Below are 12,980 nucleotides of genomic sequence, written 5' to 3' on the forward strand. Positions count from 1 at the left end.
CTTCGACAGGCTCAGCGACCCACGCCTCGACAGCGGCGGGGGCGTTGCGCCGTGGGTGAACGCACAGCGGCCCCCTAGCACGGAGGCGATACGCTGATCCGACCATGGATGTGAAGAAGCTCACCCGCAATCCGCTGATCTACGTCGCTCTGATCGGCGTGCTGCTCTTCGGCGGATTCCTGCTGATCTCCAACCTCGGCGCGCCGAAGCAGATCACGACGCAGGAGGGGCTCGAGCTGCTCTCCGGCAAGACCGTGACCGAGGTCGTCACCACCGATGGCGATCAGCGCGTGGACATGACGCTGTCGAAGCCGTTCGAGGGCTCCGAGAACGTCCAGTTCTACTACGTCGAGGCCCGCGCCGACGAGGTGGTCTCCGCGATCGACGCGGCCGCTCCGAAGGACGGCTTCAACGACGCCGTGCCGCGCGCGACCTGGTTCGACGGCTTCCTCTCGCTGCTGCTTCCCCTCGTGCTGCTCGGCCTGCTGTTCTGGTGGCTCCTGTCGTCCATGCAGGGCGGCGGCGGCAAGGTCATGCAGTTCGGCAAGTCCAAGGCCAAGCTTGTCAACAAGGAGACCCCGACGGTCACCTTCGCGGACGTCGCCGGAGCAGACGAGGCGATCGAGGAACTCCACGAGATCAAGGAGTTCCTGCAGGACCCGGCGAAGTTCCAGGCCATCGGCGCCCGCATCCCGAAGGGCGTGCTGCTGTACGGCCCTCCCGGAACCGGAAAGACCCTCCTCGCCCGCGCCGTCGCCGGTGAGGCCGGCGCCCCGTTCTACTCGATCTCCGGTTCCGACTTCGTCGAGATGTTCGTCGGCGTCGGTGCCTCCCGCGTGCGCGACCTCTTCAGCCAGGCCAAGGAGAACGCTCCGGCCATCATCTTCATCGACGAGATCGACGCCGTCGGTCGCCACCGCGGCGCCGGCATGGGCGGCGGAAACGACGAGCGCGAGCAGACGCTGAACCAGATGCTCGTCGAGATGGACGGCTTCGACCCGAACGCGAACGTCATCGTGATCGCGGCCACCAACCGTCCCGACATCCTCGACCCCGCGCTCCTGCGCCCCGGACGTTTCGACCGTCAGATCGGCGTCGACGCCCCCGACCTCAAGGGCCGCCAGAAGATCCTCGAGGTGCACAGCAAGGGCAAGCCGCTGTCGAAGAACGTCGACCTCGAGGTCGTCGCCCGCAAGACCCCCGGCTTCACCGGCGCCGACCTGGCGAACGTGCTCAACGAGGCCGCGCTGCTCACGGCCCGCTCGAACGCGCAGCTCATCGACAACCGCGCTCTCGACGAGGCCATCGACCGTGTGATCGCGGGTCCGCAGCGCCGCACGCGCGTGATGAAGGACAAGGAGAAGCTCATCACGGCGTACCACGAGGGCGGACACGCACTCGCGGCGGCGGCGATGAACTACACGGATCCCGTGACGAAGATCACGATCCTGCCCCGCGGCAAGGCGCTCGGCTACACGATGGTGCTGCCGCTGGACGACAAGTACTCCGTGACCCGGAACGAGCTGCAGGATCAGCTCACCTACGCCATGGGCGGCCGCGTTGCCGAGGAGATCGTCTTCCACGACCCCACCACCGGTGCCTCGAACGACATCGAGAAGGCGACCTCGATCGCTCGCAAGATGGTCATCGAGTACGGCATGACGACGCAGGTCGGCCCCGTCAAGCTCGGCACCGAGGGCGGCGACATGTTCGTCGCCCGCGACATGGGCCGCGGCCGCGAGTACTCGGAGAAGGTCGCGGAGCGCGTCGACGCCGAGGTGCGGGCGCTCATCGAGCAGGCGCACAACGAGGCGTACGCGGTGCTCAGCGAGAACCGCGACATCCTCGACCGTCTCGCTCTGGCCCTCCTCGAGGAGGAGACCCTCGACCACAACCGCATCGCCGAGATCTTCACCGAGGTGAAGAAGCTCCCGGAGCGTCCGCTGTGGCTGTCGAGTGAGGACCGCCCGGTCTCGGAGCGGCCGCCGATCGAGGTCCCGAAGAAGGACGTCTCGCTCGCCGCCTCCTTCGAGGCGCCGACGACCCCGCCGCGCCCGCAGCAGGGCTCCGCCGGAGCGGGCAGCCCTCGTCCCGCGACGGCGTGACGTGACCGTCGACAAGGGACGCGTCGAACGGCTCACCAGGGAACTCCTGGAGGCGATCGGCGAGGACCCCGATCGCCCGGGGATCAAGCAGACACCCTCGCGGATGGCCGAGCTCTACGCGGAGTTCTTCGCCGGGGTGGGCGAGGACCCCGCCGAGCCGCTCGCGCACACGATCAGCGTGACCCGCGGGCCGGCGCCGGACACCTTGCCGTCCGGCGCCGTGCTCCTGCGCGACATCCGCTTCCGCTCGGTGTGCGAGCACCACCTCCTGCCCTTCGCGGGGCATGCGCACATCGCCTACCTTCCGGGCGAGCAGGTCGTCGGCCTCGGCGCGCTCGTGCGCGTCGTGGAGATCCTCGCCGCGCGACCGCAGGTGCAGGAGCGACTGGGTGAGCAGATCGCCGACACGATCGCCGAGAACCTCGATGCGCGCGGCGTGCTCGTCGTGCTCGATGCCAGCCACGGCTGCGTGACGATGCGGGGCGGGCGGCAGACCGAAGCCTCGACGCTGACCATCGCGGCGCGCGGGGTCTACACGGATCCCGTGGCCCGTGCGGAGCTGGTGACCCTGATCGGCATGACCGTGCCGGGGCCAGGGATGTCCCGCGCATGACCGGGATCTGGGGCATCGTCAATGTCACCCCCGACTCGTTCAGCGACGGCGGGCGCTACCTCGACGCGGACCGGGCGGTCGCCCACGGCCTCCGTCTGCGTGCCGAAGGCGCGTCCGTCCTCGACGTCGGGGGCGAGTCGACCCGGCCGGGGGCGGAGCGCGTCGGGGTGGAGGAGGAGCAGCGCCGCGTCCTTCCGGTCGTCGAGCAGCTCGCGGCGGCCGGCGTCGTCGTCAGCATCGACACCCTCAACGCGTCGACCGCGGCGGCGGCCGTCCGTGCGGGGGCGCGCATCGTCAACGACGTCTCCGGCGGGCTCGCCGACCCCGACATGCGCGCCGCGGTGGCGGAGTCGGGAGCCGACTTCGCGATCGGGCACTGGCGGGGCTTCTCCGCCGACATGTACGCGAACGCCGACTATCGCCGTGTCGCCCGGGAGGTGGCCGGCGAGCTGCGCGAGCGGATCGGGGAGGCGGCGACCGCCGGCATCGCTCCGTCCCGCGTGATCGTCGACCCGGGTATCGGGTTCGCCAAGGCGGGCGGCCAGAACTGGGATGTGCTGCGGGGCCTCGACGAGATCGTGGGCCTCGGCTTCCGCGTGCTGGTCGGGACGTCGCGCAAGCGCTTCCTCGCCGACGTGCTGCAGTCGGCGGCGCCGGGCAGTGACGGCGTCTCCGAGGAGCGCCGGGACCTGGCCACCGCGGTGACGAGTGCGCTCGCGATGCGCGCCGGCGCCTGGGCGGTGCGCGTGCACGACGTCGCGGCGACCCGCGACGCCCTTGCGATCACCCGCGCCTGGGAAGGCTGAGTGCGGAGTCGGAGCGTCACCGTACCCTAGAGGCATGGACTTCCTCGACGAGATCGTGCTGACAGGGCTGACCGTGTTCGGCCACCACGGCGTCTACCCGCACGAGCGGGAGAACGGGCAGGAGTTCACGGTCGACCTCCGGCTGCGGCTCTCCCTCGAACAGGCCGCCGCCTCCGACGACGTGGCTGACACGGTCCACTACGGCGAGCTCGCGGAGCGCGTGGCCGCGGTCGTGTCGGGTGAGCCGGTGAACCTCATCGAGACCCTGGCCGAGCGGATCGCGGACGTCGCCCTCGGCGACCGCCGCGTGCAGCAGGTGACCGTGACGGTGCACAAGCCGCAGGCGCCGATCGCGCTGACCTTCGGTGATGTGGCCGTGACGGTGCATCGGACGCGGGCGCCGGAGTCGCTGGAGGACATCACGACATGAGCCGCAACCTCACGCGCCCGCCGGAGGTGCCGGGCCCCCGGCCGCCACGCCCGGAGACGGTGGCGGTCGTGGCGCTCGGCGCCAACCTCGGCGACCGCGAGGACACGATCCGCGCTGCGGCGGCACGAATCGGGCGTCTTCCGCTCGTCTCCGACGTGCGCCTGTCGCGCCTGTTCGAGACGGTGGCGCTCCGCGTGGACGGCCCCGATCCCGACGCCCCCGGCTATGTGAACGCAGTGGCTCTGGTGACCACGCGCCTCGCTCCGGAGATCCTCCTCGGCATGCTGCACGCCATCGAGGACGAGAACGGTCGCGTCCGCGGCGAGCGATGGGGTGACCGCACTCTGGACCTCGACCTCATCGCCTACGGCGACGTCGTCTCGGACGACCCACGGATCCAGTTGCCCCATCCGCGGGCGGCGGAGCGGCTGTTCGTCCTGGAGCCCTGGCTCGACGTCGCCCCCGACGCCGAGCTCGCGGGGCGCCGCGTCGCTGATCTGGCGGCGGACCTCCGCGCGCGAGGCGAGGGATGAAGCGCACCTCTGCCGGGCTGCTCGCCGTCCTCGGGCTCGTCGGCGCCGGTGCGGGGTTCATCCTCGACCAGATGCTGACGGCGACGGGGCGGGCCACGTTCACGCCGTCCCTCTTCCTCCCGGTGCTGCTCGTCCTCATCGCGGGTGCGTCGCTCGGGGTGGCCTGGCCGGTGCGGCGCAGCGTCCGGTCGGGGGTGCGCATCGACCCGTTCCGTGCCCTCCGGGCCGCGACCCTCGCGCGGGCGTCCAGCCTGCTGGGGGCGATCATGGCGGGTTTCGGCGCCGGGCCGCTGGCCTTCCTCCTCACGCGCCCCATCGATCCCCCGATAGGGTCGACTGTGGCCATGGTGGCGCTGATCGCGAGTGCGGTCGTGCTCGTCGTCGCCGCTCTCGTCGCCGAACAGTTCTGCACCCTGCCGAAGGATCCTGATGACTCAGAACCCAGAGACCGCGCCCCTGAACCCGGCGGAAGGCACTGACCTAGGCGCCCTCGACCAGGGCACCTACACGGGCCTGCGCACGGCGCGCAACGAGGCCCGCCTCGAGCTCGACGGCACCTGGCACCAGATCTCGCCGCGCTACGTGGTGTCGCAGATCGTGCAGAACGTCATCTTCCTGGCGATCGTCGTGGCGGCGGCCGTCGTGCTGAACATCGTGCTCGAACAGGACTGGGTGTGGATCCCGGCCGGGGTCATCATCCTCATCACCCTCGTGACGCTGGTCATCCTCCCGCGTCAGGCGCGGGCGATCGGCTACATGCTGCGGGCGGACGACATCGTGTTCCGCAAGGGCATCCTCTGGCAGCGCATGATCGCGGTGCCCTACGGTCGCATGCAGCTCGTCGACATCACCCAGGGGCCGCTCGACCGGGCGTTCGGCATCTCCCAGCTCAAGATGGTCACCGCGGCGGCGACCACCGGTGTGCAGATCCCCGGCCTCACCCAGGGGGCGGCCGAGGCGCTGCGCGACACGCTCATCCAGGTCGCCGAGACCCGCCGGACCGGCCTGTGAGCGAGTCGCAGCTCCCCACCGCCGCGCCAGGGCACACCTCCGCGGGCACTCCGTCGACGCACCTCGCGGACGGTGAATGGCACCGGATGCATCCGCTGACCCCGCTCTTCAAGGGCGGCCTGGCGCTCATCATCGTGGGCGGCATCGTGATCGCGAACATGCGCGATCGGGTCATCGCCTGGCTCGTGGGGCAATTCGCTCCCGAGGAGGCGCACTACGACGACTACACCGGCGGCGACCCGGTGGATTGGGTGCTCGCGAACAACTTCGCCCTGATCGCGCTGCTGGGTGTCCTGGCGCTCGTCGTGGTGCTCGTGGCGATCTTCTGGTTCGTCTGGCGCTTCCAGCAGTTCCGCATCACCGGCGACCACGTCGAGGTGCGCAAGGGCATCATCTTCCGTTCCCATCGCCGTGCGCCCCTCGACCGCGTGCAGGGTGTGAACCTCACGCGGCCGTTCCCCGCACGCATCATCGGCCTCGCGAAGCTCGAGGTCGTGGGCGCGGGCACGGATGCGAACGTCGCGCTGGAGTACCTGGCGACGCCGCGGGCCGAGGGGGTGCGCGCCGAGATCCTCCGACTCGCCTCGGGCGCGCGCGCCGCACGGCACGCCGCCCTCGACCCTCAGGGCGCAGCGACGCCCGACGGGTCCGCTCCGACCTCCGCGCGCGCACAACTCGTCGGCTCGATGAACGAGGGCGTCAACGGCTTGCTCGCCGGAGTGGACCTGCAGGACGTCGTGCCCGAGAGCGTCGTCAAGATTCCCGCCGGCCGACTGATCGGCTCGCAGCTCATCTCCGGGCTGCTGTGGCTGGTGTTCTTCGGCGTGATCTTCGCCATCGCGATCGGCAGCACCCTCATCGGCGTCCTCATCGACGGGGATCCCGACGGCGGGATCGTCCTCCTCGGCATCGGTCTCGGCATGGGCGTCCCGATGCTCATCGCGGTCGTCGGTATCACCTGGGCGCAGATCTCGAAGTCGCTGCGGTACTCCATCGCGCCCACCCCCGACGGTGTGCGCATCACCTACGGACTGCTCACCACCGTCACCGAGACCCTCCCGCCCGGCCGTATCTTCGCGGTCGAGGTGTCGCAGTCCCTGCTCTGGCGACCGTTCGGCTGGTGGACCATCAAGATCAACCGGATGAGCGGCAAGAGCGCCGCCCAGCAGTCGTCGAGCAGCGGTCAGCAGTTCAACGTCGTGCTGCCCGTCGGCAAGCGCGCGGACGTCGAGCGCGTGCTGTCGCTCGTGCTGCCCGACGTTCCGGCGGAGAATATCCCCGCGCTGTGGGATCAGGGCGTCGTCGGTCCGGCCGAGAACGACCCCTACCGGACGATGCCGCGCCGGGCGTGGTGGCGGCGGCCGGTCTCCTGGAAGCGCCACGGATACACGCTGACGACGGACGGACTGCTGCTGCGCCGCGGCATCGTGTGGCGCAAGCTCGCGGTCTTCCCGCTCGCGCGTCTCCAGGGCGTGTCTCTCAGTCAGGGCCCGATCGACCGGGCTCAGGCGGTCTCCGGAGCCCAGGTGCACACCGTGCCCGGCCCGATCACCGGCCTCCTGTCGGGGCTCGAGCGGGCCGATGCACTCGCGCTGCTCGACGAGGTCAGCATCGCCGCCGCCGAAGCGGCATCCCGCGACCACACCCACCGGTGGAGCGAGCACGCCGCGGCTCCCGTCGCGCCGCCCGCTCCGCGGCAGTTCGGCGGTCCTGCCGCTCCGATGCCGCCCGCGCCTCCCGTGTTCGGCGGCCCGGCATCAGTCCCGTCCGTGGCGCCCGCGCCCCCGGTCGCGCCGCCCTCCGCATCCCCGGGGTCGGCGGCCTCACCTGCTCCGCCGGTGCGGACTCCTGCGGTGACGCCGCCGCCGGCGCCTCCGGTGACCGCGCCCCCGGTCGCACCACCTCCGGCCCCTCCCGTCACGGCGCCCCCGGTCGCACCCCCACCTGCTCCGCCGGCACCGACCGCGCCGCCCGCGCGGCCGGTCCCGCCGGCGCGAACCGACGCGCCGCGCGAGGAGTGAGCGTGGTGCGCGACGGCCGTCTCGGCGTCGGCATCATCGGCGCGGGGCGGGTCGGACCGGTCATCGGCGCGGCGCTGGCCGGGGCCGGGCACGCGATCGTCGGGATCACCAGCGGGTCGGACGATGAGCGTGCGTCGGCGGTGCTCCCCGGCGTCCCGGTGCTGGAGACGCAGGAGGTGGTGCGGCGGTCCGAACTGGTGATCCTCGCGGTCCCTTCCGCTGAGCTGTCTGCCCTGGTCTCGGGCATCGCTGAGCTCGGCGGGTGGCAGATCGGCCAGCTCGTCCTCCACACCGATCCGGCACAGGGCATCGAGGTCCTGCGCCCGGCGGCGGAGCGCGGCGCCATCCCGTTGGCGGTGCATCCGGCGATCACGTTCACCGGGACCTCGATCGATCTCCGGCAGTTGCAGGCAGGATTCGCGGCGGTCACCGCTCCCGCCGCCGTGCTTCCGATCGCCCAGGCGCTGGCCGTCGAGATGGGGTGCGAACCGGTCGTCATCGCGGAGGCCGACCGTGCCGCCTATGCCGACGCGATCGCCACGGCCACGGAGTTCTCCCGTTCGATCATCGGACAGTCGACCTCGCGGCTCCGGGAGATCGGGGTCGAGAATCCGGGCGGCTTCCTGTCGGCCTTGGTGCAGTCGACCGTCGAGCGGGCGTTGCGCGACGCCTCGGACCCGCCACCTCTCGTCTGATCACGCGCCCGCGCCGTGCCCCCGGCTCAGCGTCCGCCGGAGAAGCCGCCGCCACCTCCGCCCCCGGAGAAGCCTCCGCCGAACGAGCCGCCGGTGCTGGACGACGTGCCGGTGGACGGGGCCGAGTAGGTCGCGGCCGCCGTGGAGGAGCTCATGAACGCCACGAGCGACGTGCGGAGAGCGAAGGACGTGGGGTCGCCGATCCACGTCGGGCCGTGCGCCTCCCGGCTGTACGCCGTCTCGAGCACCCGGCCCCACTCGTCCTCCATGCCGAACAGCATCGCGTAGGGGAGGAGGCGCTCGTACACATGGATGACGTCCGCGCCCTCCTCCGTGCGCCGTTCCGCGCCGGTGTAGGACTGCAGCATCCGCAACCGATCCTCCTCCGCGACGCGGATGAACTCGCGCACCCCCTGCAGGTGCTCGTACGCCTGCGCTCCCTCCGGAGTCAGGACCGTGTGCCGAGAGAAGGTGAAGAAGCTCGAAGCCGCGACGAGCAGCGTCCCGACGGAGATGGCCAGAAGCGCGGGTCCCGCAGACAGGCGACCGGATGCCACGGCGACGATGGCGACGACGAGACCCACCACGGCGACGGCGATGGCCACGGACTGCAGGATGACGGCAGCGCGGCTCCGCACCCTGGTCGTCAAGCCCCGGCGGGAGGCCTCCTCCTGGCCCTTCGTCGTCAGCGCGGTCATCCGCGTGGCGAAGGCCTCGCTCTCGGCCGGCAGGTCCACGACGCCGTCCGCATCCGCGTGGAGGAAGAGCGCGTCGAGCGCAGCCTGGTCGAGGGGACTCGGCGCGCTGCCCTGGGGCTGTCGTCGCAGCCGGGGCGCTTCGTCCGACGCCCCTTCCTCGATGCGCAGCGTGCCGCGGACGGCGAGGTGGACGATCTCCGCCGGGACGACGTTCTTCGCGCCGGGGATGAGCGCCGCGGCGAGCAGGGGCGGCTGGTCATCGGGGACGTCGTACTGCGCCACGATGATCCCGGTGGCGCGGCGTCGACGTCGGTCGGCGGCCACGGTCGCCACCCAGCCGGCCGCCGCGAGACCGACGGCGCCGACGGCGGCGACCACCGGCCCGACATCGGCGACGGGGTCGGGGGTCCGCGCGGATGGCTGGACCACCGTGCCGGGGTCGAAGCCGACGGCCACCGTCACCCCGTCCGCCGCTGGCAGCGGTCCGGCCTCGACGCGGAAAGTCGTGGCGTTTCCGTCTGCGACCGGTCCCTCGAGGTCGCAGGGCTCCGTGGAACCGGAAGGACCGATGTAGCACTTCGTCGCCCCGGTGAGATGGCTGCTCAGGGCGGCATCGAATCGGATGTCGGCCCGGAACGCCTCGATCGGCTGCGTGCTGTCGAGGGGGAGGAGGTCCCAGTAGAACTCGTCCGCGGCGCGGGAACCGGACGCGTCGGGTGCGCTCCCGACGATGACGTCGCGCATCTCGTATTCGATGACATAGGTGGTGAGGCCATGGACGAAGTCGTCGTCCCCGGTGAGGACGAAGAGGGTCCCGTCGTCCTCCTCGGTCTCGTACGGGACCGCGGTCCCGTCCTCGTCGGTGACCGCGATGACCCGGGTGTCGATGCCGGCGCCCTTGTACGTCGTCGCCAGGCCCCGCACGATGCCGCGGTTCTGGTCGGCGTCGGGGAAGCGGGCGACCACCGTGTCCGTCACCTGCATGCGCGCCCGGCCATCGTCGTCGAGTCCGACGTCGTAGACCGCATCCCAGGATGCGTACGAGAAGTCGTCGACATCGGCGGCCGCAGCGACCGTCGTCGCCGGGCGTTCCACGGCCATGGCGACCGAGGGGGCGAGGACCGGGATGACGGCGAGGGCGAGGACGGCGCTGGCGCGGAGGATCCGGGTGGGGGCCATGGTTCGAGGCTACCGAGCCCCGCGCCGCGGGAAGAACGCCCGCCGTCGGTCTCCGCCCGACCGGCCGGAGTCCGCCGCGCCATCTCGGTAAACTGGGTACGACTTCCAAGGAGCCCCGCACATGACTGACGCGCCCGCCGCGCCCGAAACGGCCTCGGCCGCCTCTTCCGCCGAAGAGGACATCCACGAGCAGAAGGCCGTCCGCCTCGCCAAGCGCGAGCGCCTGATCGAGAAGCGCGCGGACGCGGGTGGCGGGGCGTTCCCGGTCGCCGTGCCGGTGACGCACAGCATCCCCGCCCTGCGGGCGGAGTACGGCGACCTCGAGCCCGGAGCCGAGACCGGTGTGATCGTCGGCGTCGCCGGCCGCGTGGTCTTCAGCCGCAACACCGGCAAGCTCTGCTTCGCCACCCTCCAGGCTGGGGACGGCACCCGGATCCAGGCGATGGTCTCGCTGGCCAACGTCGGCGAGGAGTCGCTCGCCGAGTGGAAGGAGTTCGTCGACCTCGGGGACCACGTCTTCGTGCACGGCGAGGTCATCTCCAGCCGCCGCGGTGAGCTGTCGATCATGGCGGATGATTGGGCCATCGCCTCGAAGGCGATCCTGCCGCTCCCCAACGCCTACGCCGAGCTCAGCGAAGAGGGCCGGGTGCGGAGCCGCTACCTCGACCTCATCGTGCGGGAACAGGCGCGGACGACCGTGCGCGCACGCGCCGCGGTGAACGCCAGCCTGAGGTCCACGTTCGCCGCGCACGGCTACCTCGAGGTGGAGACTCCCATGTTGCAGGTGCAGCATGGCGGCGCATCCGCCCGACCCTTCATCACCCACTCCAACGCCTTCGACACCGAGCTCTACCTCCGCATCGCGCCGGAGCTCTACCTGAAGCGCGCGGTCGTGGGCGGTATCGAGCGCGTGTTCGAGATCAACCGGAACTTCCGCAACGAGGGCGCCGACTCGACCCACAGCCCGGAATTCGCGATGCTCGAGGCCTACCAGGCCTACGGCGACTACAACCAGATGGCCGCGCTCACCCAGGAGCTCGTCCAGCAGGCGGCGGTCGCGGTCGCCGGGTCGACCACGGTGACCTGGGCGGACGGCACCGAGTACGACCTGGGCGGTGAGTGGGACCGTATCTCGATGTACGAGTCGCTGTCGGCCGCCTCCGGCCGCACCGTCACGCCGACGGACGCCGTCGAGGACCTGATCGCCTTCGCCGAGGCCAACGGCGTCGACGTGCCGCCCCAGGCCACGCACGGGAAGCTCGTCGAGGAGCTCTGGGAGCACTTCGTGAAGGGTGACCTCGTGCGGCCGACCTTCGTCATGGACTTCCCCGTCGACACGTCGCCTCTCGTGCGCGAGCACCGGTCCGTCGAGGGCGTCGTGGAGAAGTGGGACCTCTACATCCGTGGCTTCGAGCTGGCGACCGGCTACTCCGAGCTCGTGGACCCGGTCATCCAGCGGGAACGGTTCGAGGAGCAGGCGAAGCTCGCCGCGCGAGGCGATGTCGAGGCCATGCCGATCGACCAGGAGTTCCTGCGGGCGCTGGAGCACGGCATGCCGCCGTCCGGGGGCATGGGCATGGGCATCGATCGCCTGCTGATGGCGATCACCGGCCTCGGCATCCGCGAGACGATCCTCTTCCCGCTGGTCAAGTAGCCGCGAGCCGCTCACTCTCCACGCCGCCCGCGGAAAGCCCACTCGGGTAGCACGGCACCGCACATCATGGTGTCCAGGAGCAGGGCGAGGCTGTAGTCGGGATCGATCTCCCTGGCCATGTCGAGGTAGCGTCCCGCGTGCGTGGCGCGGCCGAGCGCCCACGAGAGCCAGGCGGCGACCGTGAGCGGTCCGGGGCGCGCTTCTCGTGGCGCCAGGGCGGTGGCGTGTCGGACGGCGTGCAGCGCGGTACGAAGGCGCTCGCCGTCCGGCGCCGGGCCGCGACCGAGGAACACCCGTCCGATGTCGTCGGGTACCGGAGCGCCGGAGGCTGCGAAAGCCAGCTGCGCCTCCATGGTGCGGATCCCGCGGCGGTGATCGGTGGCCCACTGGGCGATGGCCGCGTCGCGCACCGGCGGGCGCCCGAGGCACCACACGAGCGCTGCGGCGGCCAGAGGCTGCAGGGGTTCACGGGCGAGGGCGACGGCTTCGAGGAAGGCGGGGATGTCGTCGAGGAGGGCGTACGCCGCGATCACCTCCGCGTCCGCCGGATCGGGGGCCTCGGCAGGCCCGGACGAAAGCGCGCCGTCGAGTCCGCGCAGCACGCGCGCGACCTGCTGCTCCTCTGCGGCGGGAACCGGCGGGAGTCCCGCGCCGGAGAACTGGTCGCCGGAGACGTCGCCGAGCGCGGAGGCGTCCGGCGGGGGAACGATGTCCGACAGCGGATGGAGCGCCGGCTCGGCGTCGTCGTAGCGGGCCCATCCCTCGGGCGTGACGCACAGGGCCTCGACGGCGCGCAGGCCCGCTCCCTCGGCGCATCCCAGCAGTGTGTCGACCATCACGGCGTGCGGCAGGACCAGGCCGTCAGGCGTGCGCTGTGGGAGCTCGTCGGTGTACACCACGACGGCCACCGCGTCGGTGCCAGGGACACGGACGACGAGCTCGACCGCCGCTGCGGCGTAGTGCAGGACCGGGACGGCGGCGTCAGGGAGGTCGAGGCGCATCGCCCCGTCGCTGCGGGTGCCGTGGAACGGGAGGAGGGCGATGCTCTCGCGCGGCGTGAAGCCGGCGAGAGCGGGCACGATACTGAGGAACTGGGCGGAGTCGGAGGCGCGGAGCACGGTTGTCATGAGGAGAGGTTCGCGTGCCTTCGCGCCCGTCGGACCGGTGATGGACCCATGTGGATGAGAATCCTGAGAAGCGCCGCCTGTGCACGATCAGTCGCTCGCGTACGATGG

General features: G+C 71.4%; 12 protein-coding genes. 10 read left to right on the forward strand and 2 right to left on the reverse strand.

Features of this window, described 5'->3' with window-relative positions:
• Window positions 1-104: 104 nt before the first annotated feature.
• From ftsH to RI211_RS02975, 9 genes are read left to right on the forward strand one after another with little or no spacing between them, the layout of a single operon-like run.
• On the forward strand, window positions 105-2,105 hold the full coding sequence (gene ftsH / locus RI211_RS02935) for an ATP-dependent zinc metalloprotease FtsH (protein WP_315638142.1): 2,001 nt from the start codon (window positions 105-107) through the stop codon (window positions 2,103-2,105).
• A 1-nt stretch (window position 2,106) separates the two neighbouring features.
• On the forward strand, window positions 2,107-2,718 hold the full coding sequence (gene folE / locus RI211_RS02940; RefSeq protein ID WP_315638143.1) for a GTP cyclohydrolase I: 612 nt from the start codon (window positions 2,107-2,109) through the stop codon (window positions 2,716-2,718).
• The gene (folP, locus tag RI211_RS02945; protein WP_315638144.1) at window positions 2,715-3,524 is read left to right on the forward strand and encodes a dihydropteroate synthase; all 810 of its coding nucleotides are present in this window, start codon (window positions 2,715-2,717) and stop codon (window positions 3,522-3,524) included. The genes folE and folP overlap by 4 nt, the downstream gene beginning before the upstream one ends.
• A 34-nt stretch (window positions 3,525-3,558) precedes the next feature.
• Window positions 3,559-3,954, forward strand: a complete 396-nt coding sequence (gene folB, locus RI211_RS02950; RefSeq protein WP_187663217.1) for a dihydroneopterin aldolase — start codon at window positions 3,559-3,561, stop codon at window positions 3,952-3,954.
• Entirely contained in the window at window positions 3,951-4,487 is a 537-nt protein-coding gene (gene folK, locus RI211_RS02955; RefSeq protein ID WP_187663218.1) for a 2-amino-4-hydroxy-6-hydroxymethyldihydropteridine diphosphokinase, read from the forward strand. Before folB ends, folK begins: the two co-directional genes overlap by 4 nt.
• Window positions 4,484-4,966, forward strand: a complete 483-nt coding sequence (locus RI211_RS02960) for a DUF3180 family protein (RefSeq protein ID WP_315638145.1) — start codon at window positions 4,484-4,486, stop codon at window positions 4,964-4,966. The genes folK and RI211_RS02960 overlap by 4 nt, the downstream gene beginning before the upstream one ends.
• Window positions 4,917-5,498, forward strand: a complete 582-nt coding sequence (locus tag RI211_RS02965) for a PH domain-containing protein (RefSeq protein ID WP_315638146.1) — start codon at window positions 4,917-4,919, stop codon at window positions 5,496-5,498. The genes RI211_RS02960 and RI211_RS02965 overlap by 50 nt, the downstream gene beginning before the upstream one ends.
• Window positions 5,495-7,519 (forward strand): PH domain-containing protein, encoded by a 2,025-nt coding sequence (locus RI211_RS02970; protein WP_315647712.1) that lies wholly within the window; start codon window positions 5,495-5,497, stop codon window positions 7,517-7,519. Before RI211_RS02965 ends, RI211_RS02970 begins: the two co-directional genes overlap by 4 nt.
• 2 nt (window positions 7,520-7,521) lie before the next feature.
• Window positions 7,522-8,214 carry a DUF2520 domain-containing protein gene (locus tag RI211_RS02975; RefSeq protein ID WP_259953614.1) on the forward strand — a complete coding sequence of 231 codons (693 nt, stop codon included), beginning with the start codon at window positions 7,522-7,524 and terminating at the stop codon, window positions 8,212-8,214.
• A 26-nt stretch (window positions 8,215-8,240) separates the two neighbouring features.
• On the opposite strand, the gene RI211_RS02980 is transcribed toward RI211_RS02975, so the two are convergent.
• Window positions 8,241-10,091 carry a DUF2207 family protein gene (locus tag RI211_RS02980; protein WP_315637172.1) on the reverse strand — a complete coding sequence of 617 codons (1,851 nt, stop codon included), beginning with the start codon at window positions 10,089-10,091 and terminating at the stop codon, window positions 8,241-8,243.
• Window positions 10,092-10,212: 121 nt separating this feature from the next.
• Between RI211_RS02980 and lysS the strand changes: the two genes are divergently transcribed.
• Window positions 10,213-11,745 carry a lysine--tRNA ligase gene (gene lysS / locus RI211_RS02985; protein WP_187663223.1) on the forward strand — a complete coding sequence of 511 codons (1,533 nt, stop codon included), beginning with the start codon at window positions 10,213-10,215 and terminating at the stop codon, window positions 11,743-11,745.
• An 11-nt stretch (window positions 11,746-11,756) separates the two neighbouring features.
• Here the strand turns inward: lysS and RI211_RS02990 are convergent, their stop codons facing one another.
• Window positions 11,757-12,872, reverse strand: coding sequence for a DUF4192 family protein (locus tag RI211_RS02990; protein WP_315637173.1), 1,116 nt, complete (start codon window positions 12,870-12,872; stop codon window positions 11,757-11,759).
• Window positions 12,873-12,980 lie beyond the last annotated feature (108 nt).

It is taken from the genome of Microbacterium meiriae (assembly GCF_032364335.1).
Taxonomy (GTDB): domain Bacteria; phylum Actinomycetota; class Actinomycetes; order Actinomycetales; family Microbacteriaceae; genus Microbacterium; species Microbacterium meiriae.